The sequence below is a fragment of the Pseudomonas sp. UBA5568 genome, from assembly GCF_002425525.1.
Lineage (GTDB): Bacteria > Pseudomonadota > Gammaproteobacteria > Pseudomonadales > Pseudomonadaceae > Aquipseudomonas > Aquipseudomonas fulva.
Window position 1 is genome coordinate 67,066 of the sequence record NZ_DIMK01000014.1, and the last position, 26,179, is coordinate 93,244.

Annotated in this window: 27 protein-coding genes, 3 tRNA genes and 1 pseudogene; 23 read left to right on the forward strand and 8 right to left on the reverse strand. The window is 59.9% G+C overall.

The window, feature by feature from the left end:
* Positions 1-12 precede the first annotated feature (12 nt).
* Together B2S33_RS04165 and B2S33_RS04170 are read left to right on the forward strand one after the other, a co-directional pair.
* Positions 13-765, forward strand: a complete 753-nt coding sequence (locus B2S33_RS04165) for a TerC family protein (protein WP_027916097.1) — start codon at positions 13-15, stop codon at positions 763-765.
* A gap of 447 nt (positions 766-1,212) precedes the next feature.
* Positions 1,213-1,896 (forward strand): peptidase C39 family protein, encoded by a 684-nt coding sequence (locus B2S33_RS04170; protein WP_027916096.1) that lies wholly within the window; start codon positions 1,213-1,215, stop codon positions 1,894-1,896.
* 149 nt (positions 1,897-2,045) lie between these two features.
* On the opposite strand, the gene B2S33_RS04175 is transcribed toward B2S33_RS04170, so the two are convergent.
* Positions 2,046-3,329 carry an NAD(P)/FAD-dependent oxidoreductase gene (locus tag B2S33_RS04175; RefSeq protein ID WP_027916095.1) on the reverse strand — a complete coding sequence of 428 codons (1,284 nt, stop codon included), beginning with the start codon at positions 3,327-3,329 and terminating at the stop codon, positions 2,046-2,048.
* 199 nt (positions 3,330-3,528) lie between these two features.
* Here B2S33_RS04175 and B2S33_RS04180 point away from each other — a divergent pair.
* The 3 genes from B2S33_RS04180 to B2S33_RS04190 all read left to right on the forward strand — a co-directional run bounded on the left by B2S33_RS04180 (position 3,529) and on the right by B2S33_RS04190 (position 4,545).
* Positions 3,529-3,605: transfer RNA gene (locus B2S33_RS04180), tRNA-Val, on the forward strand.
* 160 nt (positions 3,606-3,765) lie between these two features.
* Positions 3,766-3,842, forward strand: a tRNA-Val gene (locus B2S33_RS04185).
* Between the two features lie 133 nt (positions 3,843-3,975).
* Positions 3,976-4,545: an SPOR domain-containing protein gene (locus B2S33_RS04190; protein ID WP_027916094.1), complete on the forward strand. Its 570-nt coding sequence runs from the start codon at positions 3,976-3,978 to the stop codon at positions 4,543-4,545.
* An 18-nt stretch (positions 4,546-4,563) separates the two neighbouring features.
* Here B2S33_RS04190 and B2S33_RS04195 read toward each other — a convergent pair whose 3' ends face one another.
* Together B2S33_RS04195 and B2S33_RS04200 are read right to left on the reverse strand one after the other, a co-directional pair.
* Entirely contained in the window at positions 4,564-5,253 is a 690-nt protein-coding gene (locus B2S33_RS04195) for an endonuclease (protein WP_027916093.1), read from the reverse strand.
* Positions 5,254-5,260: 7 nt separating this feature from the next.
* Positions 5,261-5,506: a DUF1654 domain-containing protein gene (locus B2S33_RS04200; RefSeq protein ID WP_028686430.1), complete on the reverse strand. Its 246-nt coding sequence runs from the start codon at positions 5,504-5,506 to the stop codon at positions 5,261-5,263.
* 266 nt (positions 5,507-5,772) lie between these two features.
* Here B2S33_RS04200 and B2S33_RS04205 point away from each other — a divergent pair, with 266 nt between their 5' ends.
* A complete protein-coding gene (locus B2S33_RS04205) occupies positions 5,773-7,770 on the forward strand; it encodes a TonB-dependent receptor family protein (RefSeq protein WP_242810547.1) in 1,998 nt (665 codons plus the stop codon).
* A 47-nt stretch (positions 7,771-7,817) separates the two neighbouring features.
* Here the strand turns inward: B2S33_RS04205 and B2S33_RS04210 are convergent, their stop codons facing one another.
* Positions 7,818-8,906: an asparaginase gene (locus tag B2S33_RS04210; protein WP_028686428.1), complete on the reverse strand. Its 1,089-nt coding sequence runs from the start codon at positions 8,904-8,906 to the stop codon at positions 7,818-7,820.
* A 375-nt stretch (positions 8,907-9,281) separates the two neighbouring features.
* Between B2S33_RS04210 and B2S33_RS04215 the strand changes: the two genes are divergently transcribed.
* Genes B2S33_RS04215 through B2S33_RS04245 form a run of 7 tightly spaced genes read left to right on the forward strand, consistent with a single transcriptional unit; the run spans position 9,282 to position 16,197 of the window.
* The gene (locus B2S33_RS04215; RefSeq protein ID WP_288649907.1) at positions 9,282-10,241 is read left to right on the forward strand and encodes a sugar ABC transporter substrate-binding protein; all 960 of its coding nucleotides are present in this window, start codon (positions 9,282-9,284) and stop codon (positions 10,239-10,241) included.
* Positions 10,242-10,261: 20 nt separating this feature from the next.
* Positions 10,262-11,815 (forward strand): sugar ABC transporter ATP-binding protein, encoded by a 1,554-nt coding sequence (locus B2S33_RS04220; RefSeq protein ID WP_145279760.1) that lies wholly within the window; start codon positions 10,262-10,264, stop codon positions 11,813-11,815.
* A complete protein-coding gene (locus B2S33_RS04225; protein WP_145279758.1) occupies positions 11,812-12,807 on the forward strand; it encodes an ABC transporter permease in 996 nt (331 codons plus the stop codon). The genes B2S33_RS04220 and B2S33_RS04225 overlap by 4 nt, the downstream gene beginning before the upstream one ends.
* A gap of 3 nt (positions 12,808-12,810) precedes the next feature.
* Positions 12,811-13,833 (forward strand): LacI family DNA-binding transcriptional regulator, encoded by a 1,023-nt coding sequence (locus tag B2S33_RS04230; protein WP_059183860.1) that lies wholly within the window; start codon positions 12,811-12,813, stop codon positions 13,831-13,833.
* Between the two features lie 9 nt (positions 13,834-13,842).
* Positions 13,843-14,751, forward strand: a complete 909-nt coding sequence (rbsK, locus tag B2S33_RS04235) for a ribokinase (RefSeq protein ID WP_027916084.1) — start codon at positions 13,843-13,845, stop codon at positions 14,749-14,751.
* Entirely contained in the window at positions 14,748-15,146 is a 399-nt protein-coding gene (gene rbsD / locus B2S33_RS04240) for a D-ribose pyranase (RefSeq protein WP_027916083.1), read from the forward strand. Before rbsK ends, rbsD begins: the two co-directional genes overlap by 4 nt.
* Positions 15,147-15,195: 49 nt before the next feature.
* On the forward strand, positions 15,196-16,197 hold the full coding sequence (locus tag B2S33_RS04245) for a nucleoside hydrolase (RefSeq protein WP_027916082.1): 1,002 nt from the start codon (positions 15,196-15,198) through the stop codon (positions 16,195-16,197).
* Here the strand turns inward: B2S33_RS04245 and B2S33_RS04250 are convergent.
* Positions 16,169-16,381 carry a hypothetical protein gene (locus B2S33_RS04250; protein ID WP_027916081.1) on the reverse strand — a complete coding sequence of 71 codons (213 nt, stop codon included), beginning with the start codon at positions 16,379-16,381 and terminating at the stop codon, positions 16,169-16,171. The two genes, B2S33_RS04245 and B2S33_RS04250, sit on opposite strands and share 29 nt — an antisense overlap.
* 258 nt (positions 16,382-16,639) lie before the next feature.
* On the opposite strand from B2S33_RS04250, the gene B2S33_RS04255 reads away from it, so the two are divergent.
* The gene (locus B2S33_RS04255; RefSeq protein WP_049695795.1) at positions 16,640-16,960 is read left to right on the forward strand and encodes an I78 family peptidase inhibitor; all 321 of its coding nucleotides are present in this window, start codon (positions 16,640-16,642) and stop codon (positions 16,958-16,960) included.
* A gap of 105 nt (positions 16,961-17,065) precedes the next feature.
* Here the strand turns inward: B2S33_RS04255 and B2S33_RS04260 are convergent, their stop codons facing one another.
* The gene (locus B2S33_RS04260) at positions 17,066-17,278 is read right to left on the reverse strand and encodes a cold-shock protein (protein ID WP_028633362.1); all 213 of its coding nucleotides are present in this window, start codon (positions 17,276-17,278) and stop codon (positions 17,066-17,068) included.
* Between the two features lie 162 nt (positions 17,279-17,440).
* Complete coding sequence (locus B2S33_RS04265; RefSeq protein WP_280076811.1) at positions 17,441-17,746, reverse strand: hypothetical protein; 306 nt, start codon at positions 17,744-17,746, stop codon at positions 17,441-17,443.
* Positions 17,747-18,082: 336 nt separating this feature from the next.
* On the opposite strand from B2S33_RS04265, the gene thrS reads away from it, so the two are divergent.
* The 9 genes from thrS (at position 18,083) to B2S33_RS04310 (ending at position 25,570) form a co-directional block, all read left to right on the forward strand.
* On the forward strand, positions 18,083-20,005 hold the full coding sequence (gene thrS / locus B2S33_RS04270; RefSeq protein WP_027916077.1) for a threonine--tRNA ligase: 1,923 nt from the start codon (positions 18,083-18,085) through the stop codon (positions 20,003-20,005).
* Positions 20,005-20,556 (forward strand): translation initiation factor IF-3, encoded by a 552-nt coding sequence (gene infC / locus B2S33_RS04275; RefSeq protein WP_173645890.1) that lies wholly within the window; start codon positions 20,005-20,007, stop codon positions 20,554-20,556. The genes thrS and infC overlap by 1 nt, the downstream gene beginning before the upstream one ends.
* Positions 20,557-20,618: 62 nt before the next feature.
* Positions 20,619-20,813, forward strand: coding sequence for a 50S ribosomal protein L35 (gene rpmI, locus B2S33_RS04280; protein ID WP_003250667.1), 195 nt, complete (start codon positions 20,619-20,621; stop codon positions 20,811-20,813).
* Positions 20,814-20,840: 27 nt separating this feature from the next.
* The gene (rplT, locus tag B2S33_RS04285) at positions 20,841-21,197 is read left to right on the forward strand and encodes a 50S ribosomal protein L20 (RefSeq protein WP_003250671.1); all 357 of its coding nucleotides are present in this window, start codon (positions 20,841-20,843) and stop codon (positions 21,195-21,197) included.
* A 109-nt stretch (positions 21,198-21,306) separates the two neighbouring features.
* Positions 21,307-22,323: a phenylalanine--tRNA ligase subunit alpha gene (pheS, locus tag B2S33_RS04290; protein WP_027916075.1), complete on the forward strand. Its 1,017-nt coding sequence runs from the start codon at positions 21,307-21,309 to the stop codon at positions 22,321-22,323.
* 33 nt (positions 22,324-22,356) lie between these two features.
* Positions 22,357-24,738 carry a phenylalanine--tRNA ligase subunit beta gene (gene pheT / locus B2S33_RS04295; protein WP_110606663.1) on the forward strand — a complete coding sequence of 794 codons (2,382 nt, stop codon included), beginning with the start codon at positions 22,357-22,359 and terminating at the stop codon, positions 24,736-24,738.
* Between the two features lie 4 nt (positions 24,739-24,742).
* The gene (gene ihfA, locus B2S33_RS04300; RefSeq protein WP_003250679.1) at positions 24,743-25,045 is read left to right on the forward strand and encodes an integration host factor subunit alpha; all 303 of its coding nucleotides are present in this window, start codon (positions 24,743-24,745) and stop codon (positions 25,043-25,045) included.
* On the forward strand, positions 25,026-25,382 hold the full coding sequence (locus B2S33_RS04305; protein ID WP_003250681.1) for a MerR family transcriptional regulator: 357 nt from the start codon (positions 25,026-25,028) through the stop codon (positions 25,380-25,382). The genes ihfA and B2S33_RS04305 overlap by 20 nt, the downstream gene beginning before the upstream one ends.
* Before the next feature lie 111 nt (positions 25,383-25,493).
* Positions 25,494-25,570: transfer RNA gene (locus tag B2S33_RS04310), tRNA-Pro, on the forward strand.
* Positions 25,571-25,639: 69 nt separating this feature from the next.
* Here the strand turns inward: B2S33_RS04310 and B2S33_RS04315 are convergent.
* A pseudogene (locus tag B2S33_RS04315) lies at positions 25,640-25,942 on the reverse strand (site-specific integrase); the annotation flags it as partial.
* Positions 25,943-26,179 lie beyond the last annotated feature (237 nt).

The window sequence follows — 26,179 nt, forward strand, 5'->3', positions numbered from 1 at the left end:
AGGATGTGAACAATGGAATATTTGCTGGAACTTGCCGCTAGCCCGACAGCCTGGGTGGCGCTCGCCACGCTGGTGGCCATGGAAGTTGTACTGGGTATCGACAACCTGATCTTCATCTCCATCCTGACCAACAAACTGCCAGTCGCGTATCGCTCCAAGGCACGCCGCATCGGTATCAGCATGGCACTGGTGATGCGCCTGGCACTGCTGAGCACCGTTGCCTGGATCGTGCAGCTGACCGACCCTGTGTTCGAGGTGTTTGGCAACGCCTTCTCCTGGAAGGATGTGATCCTGATCGCCGGCGGCCTGTTCCTGCTGTGGAAGGCCACTAAGGAAATTCACGAGAACGTCGACCCACACGGTGCCAAGGAAGAGTCCAAGGCTTCTTCTACCGTTACCTTGGGCTTCGCCGCAGCGATTTTCCAGATTTTGTTGCTCGATATTGTGTTCTCGGTAGACAGCATTATCACCGCAGTAGGCATGACTGAGCACTTGCCTATCATGATCATCGCCGTGATCACTGCCGTGATTGTGATGATGGTGGCGGCCGATCCGCTGGCCAACTTCATCAACGACAACCCAACCGTTGTCATGCTGGCGCTCGGTTTCCTGATCATGATCGGCATGACGCTGATCGCGGAGGGCTTCGGAGCCCACGTGCCCAAGGGCTATGTGTATGCCGCCATGGCGTTCTCAACCGCTATCGAGATTCTGAATATCCTGGCGCGTCGAGCACGGCTGAAGCGTGAGGCCAAGCAAGGATGACAGCAGGCGGGGCGCATGGCGCCCCATTCGCTGCATGTTTCAGGTGGGTTCAGTGCGCCGCTGCTGCGTGTGGAGCACGCCGTGCAGGGGCGGGTTGAGGGCGTGGCTGTGGTTGCGCAACGGGTTGAGCGTGCCGCCGTGCGATGCGCAGTACGCCCCAGAGCATGGCCGCTGCAACGCTGAGCCACATGCACACCAACATGATGATTGCCAAGGTCATATTCATTTGTGCCTCCATCTCTACGGCGAGCGCTTGATACGCCAGCGATTGCCTTCCAGACACTTGATTAGTGTAGCCCTTGCGTGGGTACGTTCCATCGAATAACGCCTGCGGTGCCGAGATGATTCGCCAACATGCCCTGTCGGACTGTACCGCCATCGTTGTGGGACCTATCATCGCGAACACAGCAGGGCGCTGCCTGCCCTGCGTTCAGCAAGCGAGTATCCATGCCCAATTTCACCTTCTCGTCGCCGACCAAGGTCGTTCGCCAGCTCATCCTGGCGTGCTGGTTGGGTGTCACCTTGGCAGGTTGTGCCGGGACACCTTCTACCGCACTCCAGGGCCTGCCCCAGCGGGTGGAGCTCAGCAGCGTTCCGTTCTACCGCGGTAACGCCAACCACAGCGCAGCCATGGCATTGGCCGCGATTCTGTCGCAGCAAGGTGCGCCCATCACGCCTGGGCTGCTCGATCAGCCGCTGAACCTGCCCACAGGTATCGACAGCCTAGATACCAGCATCCCGCGCGTTGCGCGCGACTACGGTAGGGTGGTGTACCCCTTGGACAAGCGGCTAGATGCCTTGTTGACGCAGGTGGCCGCTGGAAACCCGGTGCTGGTTCGCTACCAGGACGGTTCGGCATGGTGGAGCGAACCCAGGTATGCGGTATTGATAGGGTATGACCGTTACAAACAGCGTGTGCTGATGCGTGCAGGCATGCAGCGCCGCCTGGTGATGGCATTCGACGATTTCGCCTCTGCCTGGGCGAAAGAGGGCCGTTGGGCAATCCTGGTGCAGCCGCCGGGGGAGTTGCCGGCGAACGTTGACCGTCAGCGCTGGCAACAGGCCGCTGACGATCTGGCGCGTGCGGGCCAGGAACTGGCGGCCAGGCAGGCCCTGGACAGCCTCAAGTGAGGCTGCTCGCATCAGGCTTCCCACGGTCACTGAAGGCGTGGCCTTGCCGGGGCGCTGGGCTGGTCGGCATGGGCCGCAACGCGGCCCGGCGAACATGAGTGAACCCCATCACGCCAGTGGCAGCCCTTTACCGGTTGCCACGTCTTGACTCAGAAGCCCAGACGGTCACGCAAGCTGTAGTACCAAGCGCCCAAGGCACTGAAGGGCACGCGCAGCATCTGACCGCCCGGGAAGGGGTAGTGCGGCAGCCCGGCAAAGGCATCGAACCGCTCCGCCTGGCCACGCATGGCCTCGGCCAGGACTTTGCCTGCCAGATGGGTATAGGTGACCCCGTGGCCTGAACACCCCTGGGAATAATAGATGTTGTCACCGATACGGCCGACTTGTGGCAGACGCGACAAGGTGAGCAGGAAGTTGCCGGTCCAGGCGTAGTCGATCTTGACGTTCTTCAACTGCGGGAAGGCCTTGAGCATCTTCGGACGAATGATCGCCTCGATGTTGGCCGGATCCCGTGCACCATAAACCACGCCGCCTCCAAAGATCAGGCGCTTGTCGCTGGTCAGGCGATAGTAGTCGAGCAGGTAGTTGCAGTCTTCGACGCAGTAGTCCTGGGGAAGCAGTGTGCGCGCCAGTTCATCGCCCAAGGGTTCGGTCGTGATGACCTGTGTACCGCAAGGCATCGACTTGGCGGCAAGCTCCGGGACCAGGTTGCCCAGGTAGGCGTTGCCCGCCACGATGATGAACTTGGCGCGCACTTTACCCTGTGGGGTATGCACGACCGGGTTGGCGCCGCGCTCGATGCGCACCGCCGGAGTTTGTTCATAGATGGTGCCGCCCAACGATTCGACCGCAGCAGCTTCGCCGAGGGCCAGGTTGAGTGGATGGATATGCCCGCCGCTCATGTCGAGCATGCCGCCGATGTAGTTGTCGCAGGCCACCACTTCGCGGATGCGCTGTTGATCCATCAGCTCCAGCTGGTTGTGGCCGAAACGTTCCCACAGGCGCTTTTGCGATTCCAGGTGACCCATTTGCTTGCTGGTCAGCGCAGCGAACACGCCACCGTCCTTGAGGTCGCACTGGATGTTGTACTTGGCCACCCGCTCGCGAATGATGCGCCCGCCTTCGAAGGCCATCTGGCCTAGCAGCTGGGCTTGGCGAGCACCCACGGTGCGCTCGATGACATCGATGTCGCGGCTGTAGCTGTTGACGATCTGGCCACCGTTGCGGCCCGATGCGCCGAAGCCTACCTTGGCCGCTTCGACAATGCTTACCTTGAAGCCATTTTCCAGAAGGAACAGGGCGCTGGACAAGCCGGTGTAGCCCGCGCCGATGATGCAGACATCGGTTTGCACCTCACCCTGCAGCGCCGGACGTGGCGGCACCGGGTTGGCCGAGGCGGCGTAGTAGGACTGGGGGTAGGGGGTGTTAGCCATGCTGCAGAACCTCGTGTTTTATATTTTTAACGAATGTAGCGATGCTATCAATAATAATAAACACCCGCTAGTCGTCCGCCGAAAATCATGAACAGTGCTCGCGCCTGACCCCTCTTTATAAAGAGTTTGCAATTCAGTGGGTTAGCTTCAAAAAAACTGTTGACACGCCTTTGTAATTGCGTAGAATGCGCACCACGACAGGCACATAGCTCAGTTGGTTAGAGCACCACCTTGACATGGTGGGGGTCGTTGGTTCGAGTCCAATTGTGCCTACCAAATTGAAAAAGGGTGATCCGCAAGGGTCACCCTTTTTTGCGTTTTGCTTTGGAAGCGCTTAGATGGCTCCAATTCTCCGGCTGCTCGAAAGTTTTTGATTTATATCGAAAAAAAAGCTTTACAGGTGTTCAGTGAGTCTCTACTATGCGCACCACACGACAGGCACATAGCTCAGTTGGTTAGAGCACCACCTTGACATGGTGGGGGTCGTTGGTTCGAGTCCAATTGTGCCTACCAAATCCCAAAAAGGGCGATCAGAAATGATCGCCCTTTTTGCATGCCCGGCGGAATCAGCCTGTAACCTTTGGCCGCAGTTCGATGCTCAGTCTCGCGTGGTAGAATCCGCCTCTTCGAACCTGGAGGTACACGCGTGCGCAAACTGGTGGTGGTAATGGCAGTGCTGGCCCTGGCGGGCTGTGACAACGAGGTGGAGGGCGTGCACAAGCGTGTGGCCGAACACCTGCAAAATCCCAAGACCGCCAAGTTCGGTAACGTTCGCATCGATACGCAGGGTACGATCTGCGGTCAGGTGCGCGGCAAGGACGATGCCGGCCAATTCCAGGCCTACCGCAGCTATGTGGCCATCAAACGCGACGGTCAGTACGAAATCATTGTCGACGACAATGGCGACAACCTGCGTATTCGGGAGCTGTGTGGGGGTGCTGAATTGCAGCGCCGTGCGCAAGCGCTCGAAGGTGAGCCCGCGCCAGAGGGATGGGACGTCGAAGTGGTCCAGGGCGCCAACATGGGTGCACTCAGCGACATGACCGCGCGTCTGATCGAGAAAGGTATTCCGTCTTCGGTGGAGTACCGGGACGGCAAGCCTGTGGTGCTGCTGGGGCCGTTTCCTACCCGGGAGCAGGCGCAGGCCCGTCGCGATGAAGTCATGGCCAAGCTTGGCACCGACTCGGTGGTCATCCAGCACGGCGCAGCCCGCTAAGCGCTCGTGGCCGGTCGATCAGCTGCACGCCTTGAGGTCGACCGGCCCTACAAACTCATTACCGTGCCCCATCAGGCACCCGACCCGCTGGTTGCGTTGATACTCCCAAGGCTGCGGCGGATACGTCTTGTTCCATGCCTCGAACAGCTGACGGTCCTGCCTTGAGAGGCGCAAGTTGTATTGCTTGCTCATGTAGAAATAGGTGCGTGCAATCATGCCGCGGATCGAAGGCCGCGGCATGACCTTCCTGGCCTTGAAATCCACCTGGGTAAGGCATTGGCCGTATTGCCCACGTTGTTCCGGCAGCCAGCCGAAGCTGTAGTTGCTGCGGTCGCCGTTGACCTCCCCAACGCTTGGCACCAGATTGTGCAGGTCGGCTTCGGCGCGTTTGTATACCTCGTCGTGCTGCGAGCAGGCCTTACGACCGCCGCTTTGCCAACACTGGCGCTGATGGCCGATTTGCCAGGCCGGCACGATGTGCTCCCACTCGATGCGTGAAGCGCGTTGGGCATTCTTGCGTGGTGAATACCCACATGAAGCCATGTCGACTTTGTTGCCGTTGTATTTGCAACCGCAGTAGAACTCGGTGGATTGTGGTGCGTAGAGTTGCCTGGCCACCTTCTTGGCTTCCTGGAACGTGCGGGGCGCATCGGCATAGGCAAGCGGAGCCATCAGCAGGCAGGCTGCTGCAATAAGCGAAACTCTCATGGCGCGGTCAGTCTTCCTTGGGCACGGTCCAGAAAAGCTGTACGCCACCATCGTCGCGGTGGGCGAGGGTAACGTTGTCATTTTCGGCAATCTCGGCCAGCAACGTGTCCCAATCCTCTGGTGTTTCCTGTTCCAGGCGAAAAATCAAAGCCGCCCGGCTGCGCTGGGCAATGGGGTTGTTGATGATTTTCTGAATGCGCATGCCCAGTTGTTGGTAGCTGGCAGGTGAGGGCGAGGAGGTAGACACAGGCATTTCCTTTTTTTGCTGTATGCACGTACAGTATTTCACTGTAAGGGATTTCGCAACAGCTTGAAGGCAAAGTTCTGTGGATCGCCCTCGCCATGTTCGCGATTCAGGCCAGGGTCTGCTGTAATAGCGGCACTTTCCGGAAATTGCTCATGTATCGATTGGTCTTACGCGTTACCTCTTCCACGCACCTCGCCCTGTTGTTTGTCGGTGGTGTCACTTCTCATAATCAAGCTTGGGCCGACCCGGCAACCGCGATCGTTATCGATCCGATGGTTGTCACGGGTGCCTACGCGCCTACCAGCAGCTTCGATCTGCCGTTCTCGGTGGACACGGTCGACCTGTCCAATGGCACCGATGGACAACTTGGCGTCAACTTGTCAGAGGTGCTGACGAAGGTCCCTGGCCTAGTGGTGCAGAATCGCCAGAACTATGCCCAGGACCTGCAGATATCATCCCGCGGGTTTGGTGCTCGCTCTGCATTTGGCGTGCGCGGTATCAAGCTGCTCAGCGATGGTATCCCAGCCAGCACCCCGGATGGACAGGGCCAGGCAGCCACGCTGAACCTGGATGTGGCCGACCGTATCGAGGTGCTGCGCGGCCCGGCCGCTACGCTTTATGGCAGCAACGCTGGCGGTGTCATCCAGATGTTCAGCCGTGACGGGGTGGGGCCGGCTCGCCTGGGTGCCGAAACCACCTTTGGCAGCGATGGCTTCAGCAAGCATCACCTGTCGGCACAGGGGGGCAACGAGATCGGGGGTTTCGTGCTGGACGCTTCGCGCATGGACACCAATGGGTATCGCGACCATAGCGCGGCCAAGCGCGACCAGACGTTCGCCAAGGTGCACATCAGGCCGGATACCGATTCACGCCTGGCGCTGACCTACAGCAGCCTGGAACAGAACAACACGCAAGACCCGCTGGGTCAGCTTTGGTCCAGCTACAAGCACGACCCACGTTCGGTCGCCGATGGCGCAAGGGATTACAACACGCGCAAGAGCATCGATCACCAGCAGGTGGGCATGAACTACGAGCGCTACGTTGGCGACGCTACCCTTCAGTTCAATCTCTACGCAGGGCGTCGGAGCGTGGTGCAGTACCTGTCGATTCCTCGGCAAATCGCCTCCAACAGCCAGCGCGGCGGCGGTGTGGTGGATTTTGACCGCGAGTTTCACGGCGGTACGCTGCGCTGGATTCAGCCGGTACCGGCCGTTCCCGGCCATTTCACGCTCACCGTGGGTGCCGACTACGACCAGAGCACGGATGACCGTCGGGGCTTCCAGAACTTCCGGGGCGACCAACTGGGGGTCAAGGGCGAGCTCAAGCGCGACGAGAAAGACATCGCGACCAGCCTGGACCCCTATGTGCAGGCGCACTGGGAAATCGGCAACTGGACCAGCGAGCTGGGCGTGCGCTACAGCACCATGAAGATGAAGGTCGATGACCACTACCTGGAAAACGGTGACGCCAGCGGTGTCAAGCGCTATCAGCAGGCCAACCCGACGCTGTCGGTGATGTACGCCTTCACGCCTGATCTGCGTGGCTATGCCAGCGTGGGAAAGGGCTTCGAAACGCCTACGCAGGCTGAAATGGCCTATGCGCCAGGCTTGCAGGAAAGTTTCAACTTCGGGCTGGACCCGGCCACCAGCAAGCAATATGAGCTAGGAGTGAAATATCGCCTGGGCGCGGCCACGCGGCTGAATGCTGCCCTGTTCGAGATCCGCACGGATAACGAAATCGTGGTCGATAATTCCACCAACGGCCGCACCAGCTATCACAACGCCGGGCAGACTGTGCGCCGTGGTTTTGAAGCCAGCATGCAGAGCGACTTTGCCGAGCACTGGCAGACCACCTGGGTGTTCACCCATACCGACGCTCGCTACGCCGATGACTTCAAGCAAGGCGGACAAGTCATCGACAGTGGCAATCGCTTGCCGGGCGTGCCGCGAGACAATCTGTATGCAGAAGTGGTGTGGAAACCGACCGCTTCGGTCAGCATGGGGTTCGAGGGGCAGTACCGTAGCAAGGTATTCGTCGAGGACAGCAACCAGCAGAAAGCTGCGCCTGCCTATGCTGTGTTCAACTGGCGCACGCGCTTCGAGCAGCAGGTCGGCCCCTGGACTTTCCATCAACTGGTGCGTCTGGACAACGTGTTCGACCGTCAATACGTGGGTTCGGTGATTGTCGGTGACAGCAATAAACGCTACTACGAGGCAGCCCCAGGGCGTTCGTGGTACGCCGGTGCTGGCTTGGAATATCAGTTCAAGTAGTGGGCTGATAACGCTGGAGCCGGTGATCGGCTCCAGCGTTATTGGGATCAATATTCCCAGAAAATCCGCTGCAGCTCTTTGCTGTCCTGGGTCTTGGTCATGGCGACCATGGCCAGGATGCGCGCTTTCTGCGGGTTCAGGTCATGTGCCACTACCCAATCGTTCTTGTCGTCAGGCTGCTCGGCGTTGCGTAGCACGAAGCCACCCTGGTTGACGTGGGAAGAGCGAATGATCTGCACGCCATTCTTGCGCAACTCCTGCAGTGCGGGCACTACGCGCGAAGATACCGAACCGTTGCCGGTGCCTGCGTGGATCAGCGCCTTGGCGCCGTTCTGTGCCAACGCCTTGTAGGCCGTATCGGTCACGTTCCCGTAGCCGTAAGCAATGTCCACCTGAGGCAGGCTGCTGATCTGCTTGATGTCGAATTCCGAGTCCAGGGTGTGGCGCTTGGCTGGCAGGCGGAACCAGTAGGACTTGCCTTCCACGACCATGCCCATCGGGCCCCAGGCGCTCTTGAAGGCTTCGGTCTTGATGTTCACGGACTTGCTGACGTCACGGCCCGACTGGATTTCATCATTGAGCGTCACCAGCACGCCCTTGCCGCGCGACTGCTTATCGCTGGCGACGGCGACGGCGTTGTACAGGTTGAGCATGCCGTCTGCCGACATGGCGGTGCCGGGGCGCATGGAGCCGACGACCACGATAGGCTTGTCGGTTTTTTCGACCAGGTTCAGGAAGTAGGCGGTTTCTTCCAGCGTATCGGTACCGTGGGTGATGACGATGCCATCCACGTCCTTGCTGTCGGCCAGCTCAGCCACCCGCTTGCCCAGCTTGAGCAGATCGTCGTTGGAGATGCTCTCGGAGGCAATCTGCATGACCTGCTCGCCACGCACGTTGGCCAGGTCTGCCAGTTCGGGTACGCCGGCGATCAATTTGTCGACGCCCAACTTGGCGGCCTGGTAAGTGGCGCTATTGGCGGCGCTGGCACCGGCACCGGCTATCGTGCCGCCGGTTGCCAGGATGACCACGTTGGCGAGCTTCTGCTGGGTTTTGGCTTCTTCGGCCGAAACCGTGGTTGGCAGGATCAGCAGCAGGGCGAGTGCGCTGGGGGCAAAGGATTTAAGTGCGGCATTCATCGTTTTTGTGCTCTCTTCCTAATGAGATGGTTTTAGTACGTCGCGCAGTCGGTAAGGCATGTTCCGTACCAGGTCCCCGGTGGCCTCTGTAACAGCTCGTGACACCGCGCTCGGACAGGTTCAACCCCGCAGCGGGCGCTGTTGAGGATGATGTTTTGGCCGGGGCTTCGAATGACTTGCGTAATCAGGGCCGGAAGTATTTCATTCGAAAACCCGATTAATTGTAGGGAAACGTGTTCGGTTATCCGAAAATTTACGGATAATCTTGCGCTGGCTTCAGCTAAACGTATTTGACAAACGCCTACCGCGTTCGCATAGTTACCCAGCGCAAACGTTTGCTTTCCGATAAAAAAACAAGATTCGGAGTCATCGCCCATGAAACTGCCTTTCCCAGGCCGCTTGTTGGCCGCCGCTGTTCTTTCTTCTTTGACCATGGCCCTGCCACTGTCTGCTGCTCATGCCGAAGACAAACCCAAGGTGGCGCTGGTCATGAAGTCATTGGCCAATGAGTTTTTCCGCACCATGGAAGACGGCGCCAAGGCCTACCAGAAAACCCATGCAGACGAATTCGACCTGGTTGCCAACGGCATCAAGAATGAGACCGACACGGGCGAGCAGATCCGCATCGTCGAGCAGATGGTCAACGCCGGTGCCAAGGCGCTGGTGATCGCGCCGGCCGACTCCAAGGCATTGGTCTCAGCTGTGAAAAAGGCGATGGACCAGGGGGTGGTGGTGATCAACATCGACAACCGCCTTGACCCTGAACTGCTCAAGAGCAAAGGCATCAGCGTACCGTTCGTAGGCCCTGACAACCGCAAAGGCGCACGCCTGGTGGGCGAGTACCTGGCCAAGGAAAAACTCAAGGCGGGCGATCAGGTGGGCATCATCGAAGGCGTGCCGACCACGACCAATGCCCAGCAGCGTACCGCAGGCTTCAATGATGCGATGGACGCTGCGCAAATCAAGATCGTCTCTACACAGAGCGGCAACTGGGAAATCGACAAGGGTAATGCCGTCGCTGCATCCATGCTCAACGAATACCCTGAGCTCAAGGCATTGCTGGCGGGCAACGATAGCATGGCCTTGGGTGCAGTCTCGGCGGTACGAGCCGCTGGCAAGGCTGGCCAGGTGCAGGTTGTCGGTTACGACAACATCAATGCCATCAAGCCCATGATTGCCGATGGCCGCGTACTGGCAACGCTTGACCAGGCAGCTAGCCAGCAGGCTGTGTTCGGTATCCAGGCCGCGCTGAAAATGGTCAAGGGCGAGAAGCCCGATGTGGATGCCGATAACGTCATCCAGACCCCGGTCGAACTGATCACGAAGAAGCCTTGATGCTGCCAGGAGACACGGCGATGTCCGCATCGGTCCATGACGTGGTCCTGACTGCCCGCGGCCTCGGCAAGACGTACGCCCAGCCAGTGCTGGGCGAGGTGAGCCTGGAGCTGCGTGCTGGTGAGGTACTGGCCTTGACCGGCGAGAACGGCGCCGGCAAGAGCACCTTGTCCAAGTTGTTCAGCGGCCTGGAAACCCCCACTGCCGGGCACATGCTGTACCGTGGGCAGGCATATGCGCCGGTCAGTCGCAGCGAGGCCGAGCGCCTCGGCGTGCGCATGGTGATGCAGGAACTGAACCTGTTACCCACCCTGACCGTCGCAGAAAACCTGTTTCTGGACAACCTACCCAGCCGCTTCGGTTGGATCAGCCAGAAGCGCTTACGCCAGATGGCTGTCGATGCCATGGCCCAGGTCGGGCTCGAGGCGATTGACCCCGATACACCGGTCGGAGAATTGGGCATCGGTCACCAGCAAATGGTCGAGATTGCCCGCAACCTGATCGGAGACTGCCACGTGCTGATCTTCGATGAGCCCACCGCCATGTTGACCGCCCGCGAGGTCGAGTTGCTGTTCACCCAGATCGAGCGCTTGCGCGCCCGGGGGGTGGCCATCGTCTATATCTCCCACCGGCTCGAAGAACTGCAGCGCGTCGCGCAACGCATCGTCGTGCTGCGCGACGGCAGGCTGGTATGCGACGAGCCGATCCAGCGCTACAGCAGCGCCGAGTTGGTCAACCTGATGGTTGGGCGTGAGCTGGGAGAACACATCGACCTGGGCCGTCGCTCCATCGGTGGTCCATTGCTCAGGGTGGACAAGCTCAGCCGTGGTGAGAAGGTGCGTGAGGTGTCCTTCGAAGTCCGTGCAGGGGAAATCTTCGGTATCTCCGGGCTGATCGGCGCGGGTCGTACCGAGCTTCTGCGGTTGATCTACGGCGCCGACCGCGCTGACAGCGGTAGCATCGCCCTTGGCCAGCCGCCGCTGCCTGTCACCATCGATTCGCCGAAGTCCGCCGTCAGCGCGGGTATTGCCCTGATCACTGAAGATCGCAAAGGCGAAGGCCTGTTGTTGAGCCAGTCGATCAGCGCCAACATCGCCTTGGGCAACCTGGGTGCGGTGTCGCGGGCCGGTGTCCTGGACCGCGGAGCCGAACGCGAACTGGCCGAGCGGCAAATACAGGCCATGCGCATTCGCAGTGCCGGCGCCGATCAGGTCGTTGGCGAGCTGTCGGGTGGTAATCAGCAGAAGGTGGTGATCGGCCGCTGGCTTGAGCGCGATTGCCAGGTCTTGCTGTTCGACGAGCCCACGCGCGGCATCGACGTCGGTGCCAAGTTCGATATCTACGGGTTGCTCGCCGAACTCGCGCGGCAGGGCAAGGCTTTGGTCGTGGTCTCCAGCGACCTGCGCGAGTTGATGCTGATCTGCGACCGCATCGCGGTCCTGTCTGCCGGTCGCTTGATCGACACCTTCGAACGTGACCACTGGACCCAGGACCAGTTGCTGGCGGCAGCCTTCGCCGGCTATCAGAAACGTGACGCACTGCTGCACCCTGCAGCCCCCAGGATGGACGCATGAAAACCACACCGCTCGAAAACCAAAGCGCTGCCCCGGCACGCCGCAGCGGCACCTACCTGGGCCTTGGTACTTACCTGGGCCTGGCCAGCGCTTTGCTGGCGATGATCGTGCTGTTCTCGATGCTGAGCAGCCATTTCTGGTCATACAGTACCTTCAGTACCCTGGCCAACCAGATACCTGACCTGATGGTATTGGCCGTGGGTATGACATTCGTGCTGATCATCGGCGGCATCGATTTGTCGGTCGGTTCGGTGCTGGCCCTGGCCGCATCGACTGTCAGCGTGGCGATCCTTGGCTGGGGCTGGAGCATCGTGCCGGCTGCACTGCTGGGCATGGCGGTAGCCGCATTGGCTGGCAGCGTTACCGGCGTCGTCACCGTGGCCTGGCGTATCCCTTCGTTCATCGTCTCGCTGGGGGTGCTGGAAATGGCTCGCGGCCTGGCCTACCAGTTCACCGATTCGCGCACGGCCTACATTGGTGATGCCTATGCCTGGTTTTCCAACCCGATAGCCTTCGGGATATCGCCCGCGTTCATCATCGCCTTGCTGGTGATCGTGATCGCTCACCTGGTACTCACCCGTACCGTATTCGGGCGCTACCTGATCGGGATCGGCACCAACGAAGAGGCTGTGCGCCTGGCCGGTATCGACCCGCGCCCCTACAAGGTGCTGGTCTTCGCCCTGATGGGGCTGCTGGCTGGCCTGGCTGCGTTGTTTCAGGTGTCGCGCCTGGAAGCAGCCGACCCCAACGCGGGCTCCGGCCTGGAGTTGCAGGTGATTGCCGCTGTCGTGATCGGCGGTACCAGCCTGATGGGTGGGCGTGGCTCAGTCATCAGCACCTTTTTTGGCGTGCTCATCATTTCGGTGCTGGCGGCAGGCCTTGCGCAGATCGGGGCCAGTGAGCCGACCAAGCGCATCATTACCGGGGCTGTGATCGTTATTGCCGTGGTGCTCGACACTTATCGCAGCCGGCGCGCAGCCCGGCGGAACTGAACCATGGCAACCATCAAAGACGTCGCGGCGCTGGCGGGGATTTCTTACACCACAGTGTCCCATGTGTTGAATAAAACGCGACCGGTGAGCGAGCCTGTCCGGCTCAAAGTCGAGGCCGCCATTCGGGAACTGGACTACGTGCCCAGCGCCGTCGCGCGGTCGTTGAAGGCGCGCAGCACGGCCACCATCGGCTTGCTCGTGCCCAACAGCGTCAACCCTTACTTCGCCGAGCTGGCCCGAGGTATTGAAGACGCCTGCGAGCGCAATGGCTACTGCGTGATCCTGTGCAATTCCGACGACGATCCCCAAAAACAGCGCAACTACCTGCGCGTGCTGCTCGAAAAGCGCATCGATGGGCTGGTGGTAGGGTCGGTAGGGCAGGATGACGACTTGTTGCAAAGCCTTGCAGGGGTTCGCACACCCATGGTCATCGTGGACCGGGAGCTCGAAGGCGTCGACGCCGACCTGGTGCGCATCGACCACGAGTTGGGCGCCTACCTGGCTACGCGCCATCTATTGGAGCTTGGCCATCGGGATATTGCCTACATCGGTGGGCCAGCAGAAACCGGGGTGACGCAGATGCGCCTGGGCGGCTTTCGTCGGGCCTTGGCCGAGGCGGGCGTTACCGTGGCCGCTGAGCGTGTGCGCCACTGCGACTTCACGAGCCCCGGCGGCCACGCTGCAGCTGCCGAGCTGTTGGCAGGGGCGCGGCCGACGGCCATCTTCGCGGGTAACGACATGATCGGCTTCGGCGTATTGCGCGCAGCGGCCGAGCGCCACATTGACGTGCCGGGTGCGCTGTCGGTCATCGGCTTCGATGACATCGAGCTGAGCCGCTACGTCTACCCACCTTTGACCACAGTGGGGCAGTCGATCCGCGAGCTTGGCGAGAGCGCTGCGGCACTGCTGCTGGCGCGTATCGCTCAGCCCTGCAACAGCGCATCGCAGCAGCGCATCGTCACCCCGCGCATCGTTCTGCGCGAGTCCACCGGGCCGCGCCCGGACCTGTTCAACGATTACCGCTAAGGAAACAACATGAGTGCCAAGGTCGTGGTAGTCGGCAGCCTCAACATGGACCTGGTGGCGCGCGCCCAACGCCTGCCACGGCCTGGCGAGACACTGGCCGGCGATACCTTCTTCACCGCCGCCGGAGGCAAGGGGGCCAACCAGGCCGTGGCGGTCGCGCGGCTGGGCGCCAGCGCGGCAATGATTGGCTGCGTAGGCGACGACGCCTACGGCCCGCAATTGCGCAATGCCCTGGAAGTAGAAGGCATTGACTGCCAGGGCGTGGTCACCTGCACCGGCGTGTCCACAGGGGTGGCGATGATCACCGTGGATGCGGCCAGCCAGAACTGCATCGTGATCGTGCCTGGGGGCAACGGGCTGCTGGTGCCAGACGCCGTAGCGCGCTTCGACGGCCTGCTGCAGGCGGCGCAGGTGATCATCTGCCAACTTGAAGTGCCATTGGCTACCGTGGCCTGGACGTTGGCCAGGGGTCGTCAGCTCGGCAAGCGGGTGATACTCAATCCGGCGCCGGCAACAGGGCCGCTGCCCGCCGAATGGTTCAGCCATGTCGATTACCTGACGCCCAACGAAAGCGAGGCCGAGGCGCTGACCGGTGTTGCTGTGCACGATCAGGCCAGCGCTTTATTGGCAGGCGCGCGCCTGCTGGCGCTGGGAGCTGGCAAGGTGATCATCACCCTCGGCGCACAAGGTGCCTTGTTGGTCACGCCCGCTGGCCACCAGCATTATCCAGCACCCGTGGTGCAAGCCTTGGACACCACTGCCGCAGGGGACACCTTCATCGGAGGCTTTGCGGCGGGGCTGGTGCAGGGCCTGGAGGAGGGCGAGGCAATCCGCTTCGGGCAACGGGCTGCTGCCCTGTCGGTGACCCGCGCCGGCGCGCAACCTTCCATTCCCAGGCTCGCGGAGCTACTGCCATGAAGAAGACGCCCTTGCTGAACATTGCACTGTCCCGGACCATTGCCAGCATGGGCCATGGCGACATCCTGATCATCGGCGATGCCGGGTTACCCGTACCGCCCGGCGTCGAGCTGATCGACTTGGCCGTCACCCCGGGGCTGCCTGATTTCGCCAGTGTGCTGCGTTGTGTGCTGAGCGAACTGCAGGTCGAGCGTCACCTGTTGGCCGAAGAAATACAAACCGTGGCGCCGCCGGCTTTTGCAGAAATCGAGCGCCTGAAGGGCACGCTGGGCGAGCGTGAATACATGCCCCATGAAGCATTCAAGCTACTGTCGCGTAAGGCGCGGGCCATGGTACGCACGGGTGAGTGCCAGCCCTACAGCAATATCGCCCTGGTGTCTGGCGTAACGTTCTGACACTGACGGTTTCCTACTCGTTATCCACTGGCAACAGGAGTGCCTCGTCATGCTAAAACCCCTGCTTCAAGGACTCGCTCTCATGGCCGCAGCGTCTGCCGTACAAGCGGCACCCATCGACTTGATCATCGACACCGATCCGGGGGCTGACGATCTGGTTGCACTCTTTCTGGCCATGGCTTCGCCTGATGAGCTTAAGATTCGTGCCATCACGACAGTTGCCGGCAACGTGCGTCTGGAGAAGACCGCCCGTAACGCCCGTCTTGCCCGCGAATGGGCAGGCCGTGAGGATATTCCGGTGTACGCCGGTGCGGGTCGCCCCTTGGTGCGCGCCCCCATTTACGCGGCCGAAGTGCACGGTGAAGAAGGTGTCACCGGGGTAGAGGTACATGAACCCAAGCAGCCTTTGGCGAGCGGCAACGCTGTTCAGTACCTGGTCGACACGCTAGGTACCGCCCCGCCACACAGCGTGACGCTGGCCATGCTTGGGCCACAGACCAACCTGGCGCTGGCCTTGATCCAGCGCCCGGAGATCGCCAAGGGCATCAAGGAAGTGGTGGTGATGGGCGGGGCTCATTTCAACGGTGGCAATATCACACCTGCGGCCGAGTTCAACCTGTATGCCGACCCACACGCGGCTGCCGTGGTACTGGCAAGTGGCGTACCGTTGACCTACCTGCCCCTGGACGTTACCCACAAGCTGCTGACCAGCGACGCACGGCTCAAGCAACTGGCCGGCGTCAACACACAGGCCAGCAAGCGTGTGGTGGACATCCTCAATGCCTACATCACCCATGACATGGCGTTATACGGAATGCCCGGTGGCCCGGTGCATGACGCCAGCGTCATCGCCTATCTGCTCAAACCCCACCAGTTCAGCGGCCGGCGGATCCACATGACGATCGACACCCGCGAGGGGCCGACCTTCGGCCAGACAGTGGCAGACTGGTACGGGGTGCTCAAGCAACCGGCCAATGTCATGTGGGTAGAGGAGGGGGATGCCCAGGGGCTGTTCGACCTGCTTAGCGAGCGGCTGGCGCGTTTGAAGTAGCAAGGCGTGGCGCATACCGTTCGACCACCTGGTCGATGAAGCCGCGCGCTGCCTCTGCGCCGCGGTCGCGTACCAGGAGGTCGATGGCGATCAGCAGCAACTCCTCCGGGGTGCTGGGGCTATAGGCGCTTTGCCCCTCCGCCCATTTGACCTTGATGTCGGCATCGATGCTGTGGGTGCTCATGAAAAGCTCTCGCTTGCGGCGCGGGATGAAAGAACGAACGTCCAAACCTGGCATTCGTAGCAGGCACTATGCCTTCACTTCTTAAAGTAAATCATGACTTTGCAGGCCAAACCAAGCGGCGTGTGGGCCGGGCGGTAAAATTCGGTCACGATTGTGTCCCCCATCAGCCGCCCTGATGGTGCAGACTTGGCCAGTTTTGCAACGAATTTAAGGTGAGGCTGTCGGATCAGGCAGTTCCCAAATGATCTAGGAGGCTTCATGTTACGTACCCGTGCTTATCTGGCGACCCTGGCGGTGGCTGCTGTCCTGGCGGGCTGCAGCACTGGTGGAGACTCCACTGGCGGCCAAGTGCCTGAGGCACCTGCGGGCAATGATGGACGCTGCCAGGCCAGCGGCGCTGATTTTGCAGTGGGCAAGATGGGGAGCGCAGAGCTGCTGGAGCAGGCCCGCAAGGCGAGCGGTTCGCAAATGGCGCGCATCCTCAAGCCCCACGATGTGGTGACCCTGGAATACCGCTCAGAGCGGCTCAACTTGAACGTCGACGAGCAAGGGCGCGTGACACGCGTCAACTGCGGCTAAAGATCTACCTCGCGTATCGAGGGCGCCTGTGCCCTGTACGTGAGCCGTCAAAGCCAAGTCAAAAAAAACCCGCCACGAGGGCGGGTTTTTTTACGGCTATCCGAATTACTCCGGACGAACCTGCGCAGCCTGCATGCCCTTCTGGCCGCGCTCGGCGACGAAGGAAACAGTTTGGCCTTCTTTCAGGCTCTTGAAGCCGTCAGATTCGATGGCTTTGAAGTGAACGAACAGGTCGTCGCCGCCGCCTGCTGGGGTGATGAAGCCGAAGCCTTTTTCATCATTGAACCATTTGACGGTGCCGGTTTGGCGATTGGACATGGGTGAATCTCCAGAACATTTAGTATTTTCGGTGGTGCAATGCGGCCAAGGCTACGGAGCACGGGTACATCATAGTCTAATTCTGCGGCTGTCGCGTCTTTTACCTTCGCCCCAGTGTGATCCAGCGCAATTTCTTGGCGGACCACCGGTAGCTACACAGCGTCAGCTTTTAGGTGCGCAGGCCTGTTTCACGACGCTTTGCGCCTTTTGCATGAGTTTGGCGTCAACGCCATCCTTGCTGTCGAGGTCGGCAATTTCAGCGTCGGAGAAATTCTTCTTGATCGCTTTTGCACCACAGTCGCAGTGCTTTTTCGCTGCGGCGGCATCAACGCCCTGACCAGTGGCAACTTGCGTGCACTGGGCCATATAGGCATTTTCCTTGCCGGCAGGGAAGTTGCCAGCGTTCGCGGCCATTGGCATCAGCAGGGCGCCAGCGGCCGCAACGGCCAGAAGAGACGGAACTCGCATAACCGATTACTCCTTGGGTCAGTTCTCATCAAGAGCAGGTTGCTTCCACACGTCTGATAGGGAAGCTGTCGCGGAAGTTCACCGCCGGCGGCAATTTCCAAATATTCCTGCGCACGGCTCTGACTGCGTGCTAGCATGCCCGGCTTGCAGCTGACAACGTCCACGCTGCTGTTCCATTTTCTTTCCAGTCACTCTGGTTCGTCCCCGCAAGCCCAAAGGCTTCTGCCACTGTGAGGCAGGCTTCCCGTCAAACGGAAGGCAGGTTCGGATCTTGTACTGGCTCATCCCAACCCACGTGACCTTTGGTAGGGGTCACCACTAGGAGAGGAGGCGCCAATGCCCACCATTACTCTTCCCGATGGCAGCCAGCGTTCGTTCGATCACCCCGTGTCCGTTGCCGAGGTCGCCGCATCCATCGGCGCCGGTCTGGCCAAGGCTACCGTTGCCGGCAAGGTAGACGGCAAGCTGGTCGACGCGTGCGACCTGATCCAGAACGACGCTACGCTGCAGATCATCACCCCCAAAGATGAAGAGGGACTGGAGATCATTCGTCACTCGTGCGCCCACTTGGTTGGCCACGCGGTGAAGCAGCTGTATCCGACCGCCAAGATGGTGATCGGCCCTGTGATCGACGAAGGCTTCTATTACGATATCGCTTACGAGCGGCCCTTCACGCCGGATGACCTGGCGGCCATCGAGAAGCGCATGCAGCAGTTGATCGACACGGACTACGACGTCATCAAGAAGATGACTCCGCGCGCTGAAGTCATCGACGTGTTCACCGCCCGTGGCGAAGACTACAAGCTGCGCCTGGTCGAGGACATGCCGAACGAGCAGGCCATGGGCCTGTACTATCACGAAGAATACGTGGACATGTGCCGCGGCCCGCACGTGCCCAACACCCGTTTCCTCAAGGCATTCAAGCTGACCAAGCTGTCCGGCGCCTACTGGCGTGGCGATGCCAAGAACGAACAGTTGCAGCGCGTATACGGCACTGCCTGGGCGGACAAGAAGCAGCTGGCGGCCTACATCCAGCGCATCGAAGAAGCCGAGAAGCGCGACCATCGCAAGATCGGCAAGCAGCTCGACCTGTTCCATTTGCAGGAAGAAGCACCGGGCATGGTGTTCTGGCACGCTAACGGCTGGACTGTCTACCAAGTGCTCGAGCAGTACATGCGTAATGTCCAGCGCGAGAACGGTTATCAGGAAATCAAGACCCCGCAAGTGGTCGACCGCATCCTGTGGGAGCGTTCGGGCCACTGGTCCAACTACGCCGAGAACATGTTCACCACGTCGTCGGAGAGCCGTGACTACGCAGTCAAGCCAATGAACTGCCCGTGCCACGTGCAGGTCTTCAACCAAGGGCTCAAGAGCTACCGCGACCTGCCGCTGCGCCTGGCCGAGTTTGGTGCGTGCCACCGCAACGAGCCATCTGGCGCCCTGCACGGCATCATGCGTGTGCGCGGCTTCGTACAGGACGATGCCCACATCTTCTGCACCGAAGAGCAGGTGAAGAAAGAAGCGGCCGACTTCATCAAGCTGACCCTGGATGTGTACAAGGACTTCGGCTTCAGCGACATCGCCATGAAGTTGTCCACCCGTCCGGCCAAGCGTGTTGGCTCCGAAGAGCTGTGGGACCGTGCCGAGGGCGCGTTGGCCGATGCCCTGAACGAATCTGGCCTGGAGTGGGAATACCAGCCGGGCGAGGGCGCCTTCTACGGGCCGAAGATCGAGTTCACCCTGCGTGACTGCCTCGGCCGTAACTGGCAGTGCGGCACCCTGCAGTACGACCCGAACCTGCCGGAGCGTCTGGACGCCAGCTACATCGCCGAAGACAACAGCCGCGTGCGCCCGGTGATGCTGCACCGCGCCATTCTGGGTTCGTTCGAGCGCTTCATCGGCATGCTGATCGAGCACTACGCCGGCGTGTTCCCTGCCTGGCTGGCGCCGACGCAGGCGGTGATCATGAATATCACCGACAAACAGGCCGATTTTGCCCTTGAAGTTGAGAAAACTCTGAACGGTAGCGGTTTCCGTGCCAAGTCGGACTTGAGAAATGAGAAGATCGGCTTTAAAATCCGTGAGCATACTTTGCTCAAGGTCCCGTACCTTTTGGTTATAGGGGACCGCGAAGTCGAAACGCAGACCGTAGCAGTGCGTACTCGCGAAGGCGCTGACCTGGGCTCCATGCCCGTCGCCCAGTTCGCTGAGCTCCTGACGCAAGCGGTTTCCCGGCGTGGTCGCCAAACAACGGAGTAATGACTATTAAGCGTGAAATGAGAAATGATAAACGTGCTGTACCGAAGGCCCCGATCAACGAGAATATCTCGGCCCGCGAGGTTCGGTTAATTGGCGCAGACGGCGAGCAGGTTGGCATCGTCTCGATTGATGAAGCGCTTCGTATCGCTGAAGAAGCGAAGCTGGATCTGGTGGAAATCTCTGCAGACGCGCTTCCGCCCGTCTGCAAGGTGATGGACTACGGCAAGCACCTCTTCGAGAAGAAGAAGCAGGCCAACGAAGCCAAGAAAAACCAGAAACAGATCCAGATTAAAGAAATCAAGTTTCGTCCAGGGACGGAAGAAGGGGATTACCAGGTAAAACTACGCAACCTGGTACGTTTCCTTACCGAAGGGGACAAGGCCAAGATCTCTCTGAGATTCCGTGGTCGTGAGATGGCCCACCAGGAGCTGGGCATGGAGCTGTTGAAGCGGGTTGAAGCTGACCTGATCGAATACGGTTCCGTCGAGCAGCATCCTAAGATGGAAGGACGCCAGCTTATGATGGTCATCGCCCCCAAAAAGAAGAAGTAATCTCCCGGGCACGGCAGGCCTGATGATTATTGTGTAATTTTTATCGAATGCGGAGTTCCAACATGCCAAAAATGAAAACCAAGAGCGGTGCTGCGAAGCGCTTCCTGAAGACCGCTTCGGGCTTCAAGCACAAGCACGCTTTCAAGAGCCACATCCTGACCAAAATGTCGACCAAGCGTAAGCGTCAACTGCGCGGTGCCAGCTTGCTGCACCCGTCCGACGTGGCAAAAGTCGAGCGCATGCTGCGCGTACGTTAATTCTGGTTAAGATAGAGGAAGTTACTCATGGCTCGTGTTAAGCGTGGCGTCATCGCCCGTAAGCGTCACAAGAAAATTCTGAAACTGGCTAAAGGTTACTACGGTGCACGTTCGCGCGTATTCCGTGTTGCCAAGCAAGCGGTCATCAAGGCAGGCCAGTACGCCTACCGCGACCGTCGCCAGAAGAAGCGTCAGTTCCGCGCACTGTGGATCGCTCGTATCAACGCCGGTGCCCGCACCAACGGTCTGTCCTACAGCCGTTTGATTGCTGGCCTGAAAAAGGCTTCGATCGAAATCGACCGTAAGGTTCTGGCCGATCTGGCAGTGAACGAAAAAGCGGCGTTTGCTGCGATTGTCGAGAAAGCTAAAGCCGTTCTGGCTTAAGTACCCGCGACAATCACCCGGCGACGCCTGCGTCGCCGGGCATTGAACGTCATCGATAGGGGAAGAGCCTTCAAAGCTCTTCCCCTATTTTCGTATCTGGAGTCTGTACATGGAAAACCTGGATGCGCTGGTCTCCCAAGCCCTGGAGGCCGTGGAGCGCGCTGAAGACATCAATGCCCTGGAACAGATCCGGGTCAACTATCTCGGCAAGAAGGGCGAGCTGACCCAGGTGATGAAGACCCTGGGCAACCTGCCAGCCGAGGAGCGGCCCAAAGTGGGCGCGCTGATCAACGACGCCAAAGAGCGCGTCACCGTTGTGCTGAACGCACGCAAGGCAGCCTTCGAAGAAGCCGAGCTCAGCGCTCGCCTGGCTGCCGAATGCATTGATGTGACCCTGCCAGGCCGTGGCCAGGCCACCGGTGGCTTGCACCCCATCACCCGTACACTCGAACGCATCGAACAGTTCTTCACGCACATTGGCTACGGCATTGCCGAAGGTCCTGAAGTCGAAGACGACTATCACAACTTCGAAGCGCTCAACATCCCGGGCCACCATCCGGCCCGGGCGATGCACGATACCTTCTATTTCAACGCCAACATGCTGCTGCGTACCCACACATCGCCGGTGCAGGTACGGACCATGGAGTCCACCCAGCCACCCATTCGCATTGTATGCCCTGGCCGCGTTTACCGCTGCGACTCGGATATCACTCACTCGCCGATGTTCCACCAGGTCGAAGGCTTGCTGATTGACCGCGGCATCAATTTCGCCGACCTCAAGGGCACCATCGAAGAATTTCTGCGTGTGTTCTTCGAAAAAGAACTGGCGGTGCGTTTCCGTCCATCGTTCTTCCCCTTCACCGAGCCGTCTGCTGAGGTGGATATCCAGTGCGTCATGTGCTCGGGCAATGGCTGCCGGGTATGCAAGCAGACCGGCTGGTTGGAAGTGATGGGCTGCGGCATGGTGCACCCGAACGTGCTGCGCATGTCGGGCATCGATCCTGAAGAATTCCAGGGCTTTGCCTTCGGCATGGGCGCCGAGCGCCTGGCCATGCTGCGCTATGGCGTCAATGATCTGCGTTTGTTCTTCGACAACGACCTGCGGTTCTTAGCCCAATTCCGCTAAGCCAATCGACGCAACCTTCAGGAGAAGAACAGCATGAAATTCAGTGAACAGTGGCTGCGCGGTTGGGTAAACCCGCAAGTCTCCCGTGACGAACTGGTGGCCCGCCTGTCCATGGCCGGCCTGGAAGTCGACAGCGTAACCCCTGCTGCTGGCCAGTTCAGCGGCATCGTGGTGGGTGAAATCCTTGCCACCGAACAACACCCGGACGCCGACAAGCTGCGTGTGTGCCAGGTCAGCAATGGTCAGGAAACGTTCCAGGTCGTGTGCGGCGCGCCTAACGCACGGCCAGGGATCAAGATCCCGTTTGCCATGATCGGCGCCGAACTGCCTGGCGACTTCAAGATCAAGAAGGCCAAGCTGCGCGGTGTGGAGTCCTTCGGCATGCTCTGCTCGGCGGCGGAATTGCAGATCAGTGAAGAAAACGACGGTCTGCTCGAACTGGCCAGCGATGCGCCGGTAGGCGAGGACATTCGCCAGTACCTGAGTCTGGATGATGCCAGTATCGAAATCGGACTTACCCCCAACCGGGGTGATTGCCTGTCGATCGCTGGTCTGGCCCGCGACGTCAGCGCGCTGTACGACGTACCGGTTACCCGCCCGCTGGTACCCGCCGTGGCTGCCGCGCACGACGAAGTACGCCCGGTCGAGGTCCAAGCGCCGGCTGCCTGCCCACGTTACCTGGGTCGGGTGATCCGCAACGTTGACCTGAGCAAGCCGACGCCGCTTTGGATGGTCGAGCGTCTGCGCCGCAGCGACGTGCGCAGCATCGACGCTGCCGTAGATATCACCAACTACGTGATGCTCGAACTCGGCCAGCCGATGCACGCTTTTGACCTGGCAGAGATCAACGGCGGCATTCGCGTGCGCATGGCCGAAGAGGGCGAAAAACTCGTCCTGCTAGACGGCCAGGAAGTTGCACTGCGTGCCGACACCCTGGTCATCGCCGACCACACCCGCGCCCTGGCCATCGCCGGCGTCATGGGCGGCGAGCACAGCGGCGTCGATACTGCCAAAACCCGCGATCTGTTCCTGGAAAGCGCGTTCTTCGAGCCGATTTCCGTTGCAGGCAAAGCCCGCTCCTACGGCCTGCACACGGATGCCTCGCACCGTTACGAGCGCGGCGTCGATTCCCAGTTGGCCCGTGAAGCCATGGAGCGTGCGACCGCGTTGCTACTGGAAGTGGTAGGCGGTGAAGCCGGCCCCATCGTCGAAGCCGTCAGCGAACAACACCTGCCCAGCATCGCCCCGGTTACCTTGCGTGCCGAGCGCATCGCCCAGATGCTTGGCATGGAAATGGACCCGGCCCAGGTCGAGCAGTTGCTCAACAACCTTGGTCTGGCTACCCAGGCGGACGGGGCAGGGCAGTGGACGGTCAACGTTCCGAGCCACCGCTTCGATATCAGCCTTGAAGTCGACCTGATCGAAGAGCTCGCGCGACTGTACGGTTACAACAACTTGCCCGTGCGTTACCCGCAGGCACGCCTGGCGCCGCAAGCCCGTCCGGAAACCCGTGGCGAGCTGCCGAACCTGCGTCGTCTGCTGGTTGCTCGTGGTTATCAGGAAGCCATTACCTACAGCTTCATCGATCCGAAACTGTTCGAGCTGTTCAGCCCAGGCGTAGAGCCACTGTTGCTGGCCAACCCCATCTCCAGCGACATGGCGGCCATGCGTGCCTCCTTGTGGCCGGGCCTGGTCAAGGCAGTGCAGCACAACCTCAATCGCCAGCAGGACCGGGTGCGCTTGTTCGAAAGTGGCCTGCGTTTCGTTGGCCAACTGGGCAACTTGGCGCAGGAGCCGATGATTGCCGGCGTCGTTACGGGCAGCCGCTTGCCTGAAGGCTGGGCCAATGGCCGTGACACCATCGACTTCTTCGACGTGAAGGCCGATGTGGAAGCCTTGTTGGGTCATTCCGGCGCGCTGGACGATTTCACCTTCGTCGCTGGCAAGCATCCAGCCTTGCACCCTGGTCAGACGGCTGAAATCCAGCGTGAAGGCAAGGTTGTTGGCTATTTGGGCGCGCTTCATCCCGAGCTTGCAAAAGCCCTGGACCTGGACCGTCAAGTCTTCGTTTTCGAGTTGGTGCTGGCCGATGTGGTCGAAGGCCGGTTGCCGAAATTCAGCGAGCTGTCCAAGTTCCCGGAAACTCGTCGTGACCTGGCGTTGATCGCAGGACGTGATGTAGCGTCTCAAGACGTACTTGACGTAATTCGTGACAATGCAGGCGAATGGCTCACAGACCTCAGGCTGTTTGATGTCTACCAGGGTAAAGGCATTGATCCTGATAGAAAAAGCCTGGCAGTCGGCTTGACCTGGCAGCATCCATCGCGCACTCTTAACGACGATGAGGTGAACACTACCTTGCACACTATCCTCACCTCGCTCGAACAAAGGTTGAACACCACGTTAAGGAAATAACGGCATGGGTGCTCTGACGAAAGCTGAGATGGCCGAGAGGCTGTACGAGGAGCTGGGGCTTAACAAGCGTGAGGCCAAGGAGCTGGTCGAGCTGTTTTTCGAAGAAATTCGGCACGCACTTGAAGAGAACGAGCAGGTCAAGTTGTCCGGTTTCGGCAACTTCGACCTTCGCGATAAACGCCAACGGCCGGGCCGCAACCCCAAGACTGGGGAAGAAATCCCGATCACCGCACGGCGCGTCGTCACCTTTCGTCCAGGGCAGAAGTTGAAGGCCCGGGTTGAGGCCTATGCTGGAACCAAGCCATAACGACGAACTGCCCCCCATACCGGGCAAACGGTACTTCACCATTGGTGAAGTGAGCGAACTTTGCGCTGTAAAACCGCACGTGCTGCGGTATTGGGAGCAGGAGTTCGATCAGCTCAATCCTGTGAAGCGGCGGGGCAATCGGCGTTATTATCAGCGCCAAGACGTGCTGATGATCCGCCAGATCCGCGCATTGCTTTACGACCAGGGCTTCACCATCGGCGGGGCGCGCTTGCGGCTTTCCAGTGATGAGGCCAAGGATGAGTCGAGCCAGTACAAACAGCTGATTCGTCAGATGATTGTGGAGCTGGAAGATGTGCTGGTGGTGTTGAAGAAGTGACCGTTGTTTAAGATGAGTGGAAATTTTTGAAAAAAAGCTTCCATTAATCAAAAGGTTAGGGTATCTTCTTCATCGTTCTCAGCGGTAACGAGAACATGCTTCAAACCGAGTCGGGGCGTAGCGCAGCCCGGTAGCGCACTTGCATGGGGTGCAAGGGGTCGAGTGTTCGAATCACTCCGTCCCGACCATTATATTCAATGACTTAGCCACCTTAGGGTGGCTTTTTCATTTCTGCATCTGGGGAGATTTTCGGGACATCATCCGATTTTCCTCTTCAAGATCGTCAACACAGGGCCTCTAGAGTTCGTTGTTGATACCATGTTCGCAGCCTCAATCAGCTTGCCCAGCTCTGCGCCGGAGTAATAACTGGTGATGCTGCCGTTCTTGTGCCCGAGCAGTGATTTCCGATCTTCCTCAGTAACGCCTGCTGCCAGCAGTCGTCGACCGAAGGTATGCTTGAAATCGTGAATCCTGATCAAGGCATATCCAGGGTGAGCGGGGCGAAGGTTGTCCTCCTGCCAGGGTTTCGCCGCTCTTACCCGTGCCCTCTTCCAGGGGCTCCGTCTCGGGCCAATACTTGTAGCCAGCGTGTTGCTCGCAGACGGGACGCCTTTCAAGACGTCGAACGCGCCTACCTTTACGTTGACCACCTCGTGGGCCAGATACTCAGGGGGTCATTGCTCTCATAGATCCGGCCTACACTGGCACGCAGATGCAGTTGGCTATTATGCTTCACCATACGGCACGCTCGGCGTGGGCTATTTGTGCCTGTCGATTTACTTTCAAAGCGCTTCATG

Coding starts and splice junctions, on each gene's coding strand:
- B2S33_RS04215 (WP_288649907.1), top strand. CDS start 9,282: ATGAAACTGCCTTTCCCAGGCCGCTTGTTGGCCGCCGCTGTTCTTTCT.
- rpmI (WP_003250667.1), top strand. CDS start 20,619: ATGCCAAAAATGAAAACCAAGAGCGGTGCTGCGAAGCGCTTCCTGAAG.
- B2S33_RS04205 (WP_242810547.1), top strand. CDS start 5,773: ATGGTTGTCACGGGTGCCTACGCGCCTACCAGCAGCTTCGATCTGCCG.
- infC (WP_173645890.1), top strand. CDS start 20,005: ATGACTATTAAGCGTGAAATGAGAAATGATAAACGTGCTGTACCGAAG.
- rplT (WP_003250671.1), top strand. CDS start 20,841: ATGGCTCGTGTTAAGCGTGGCGTCATCGCCCGTAAGCGTCACAAGAAA.
- B2S33_RS04195 (WP_027916093.1), bottom strand. CDS start 5,253: ATGAGAGTTTCGCTTATTGCAGCAGCCTGCCTGCTGATGGCTCCGCTT.
- B2S33_RS04265 (WP_280076811.1), bottom strand. CDS start 17,746: ATGCGAGTTCCGTCTCTTCTGGCCGTTGCGGCCGCTGGCGCCCTGCTG.
- B2S33_RS04165 (WP_027916097.1), top strand. CDS start 13: ATGGAATATTTGCTGGAACTTGCCGCTAGCCCGACAGCCTGGGTGGCG.
- B2S33_RS04305 (WP_003250681.1), top strand. CDS start 25,026: ATGCTGGAACCAAGCCATAACGACGAACTGCCCCCCATACCGGGCAAA.
- rbsK (WP_027916084.1), top strand. CDS start 13,843: ATGAGTGCCAAGGTCGTGGTAGTCGGCAGCCTCAACATGGACCTGGTG.
- B2S33_RS04250 (WP_027916081.1), bottom strand. CDS start 16,381: ATGAGCACCCACAGCATCGATGCCGACATCAAGGTCAAATGGGCGGAG.
- B2S33_RS04230 (WP_059183860.1), top strand. CDS start 12,811: ATGGCAACCATCAAAGACGTCGCGGCGCTGGCGGGGATTTCTTACACC.
- B2S33_RS04200 (WP_028686430.1), bottom strand. CDS start 5,506: ATGCCTGTGTCTACCTCCTCGCCCTCACCTGCCAGCTACCAACAACTG.
- B2S33_RS04245 (WP_027916082.1), top strand. CDS start 15,196: ATGCTAAAACCCCTGCTTCAAGGACTCGCTCTCATGGCCGCAGCGTCT.
- ihfA (WP_003250679.1), top strand. CDS start 24,743: ATGGGTGCTCTGACGAAAGCTGAGATGGCCGAGAGGCTGTACGAGGAG.
- thrS (WP_027916077.1), top strand. CDS start 18,083: ATGCCCACCATTACTCTTCCCGATGGCAGCCAGCGTTCGTTCGATCAC.
- rbsD (WP_027916083.1), top strand. CDS start 14,748: ATGAAGAAGACGCCCTTGCTGAACATTGCACTGTCCCGGACCATTGCC.
- pheS (WP_027916075.1), top strand. CDS start 21,307: ATGGAAAACCTGGATGCGCTGGTCTCCCAAGCCCTGGAGGCCGTGGAG.
- B2S33_RS04220 (WP_145279760.1), top strand. CDS start 10,262: ATGTCCGCATCGGTCCATGACGTGGTCCTGACTGCCCGCGGCCTCGGC.
- pheT (WP_110606663.1), top strand. CDS start 22,357: ATGAAATTCAGTGAACAGTGGCTGCGCGGTTGGGTAAACCCGCAAGTC.
- B2S33_RS04225 (WP_145279758.1), top strand. CDS start 11,812: ATGAAAACCACACCGCTCGAAAACCAAAGCGCTGCCCCGGCACGCCGC.
- B2S33_RS04175 (WP_027916095.1), bottom strand. CDS start 3,329: ATGGCTAACACCCCCTACCCCCAGTCCTACTACGCCGCCTCGGCCAAC.
- B2S33_RS04170 (WP_027916096.1), top strand. CDS start 1,213: ATGCCCAATTTCACCTTCTCGTCGCCGACCAAGGTCGTTCGCCAGCTC.
- B2S33_RS04260 (WP_028633362.1), bottom strand. CDS start 17,278: ATGTCCAATCGCCAAACCGGCACCGTCAAATGGTTCAATGATGAAAAA.
- B2S33_RS04210 (WP_028686428.1), bottom strand. CDS start 8,906: ATGAATGCCGCACTTAAATCCTTTGCCCCCAGCGCACTCGCCCTGCTG.
- B2S33_RS04255 (WP_049695795.1), top strand. CDS start 16,640: ATGTTACGTACCCGTGCTTATCTGGCGACCCTGGCGGTGGCTGCTGTC.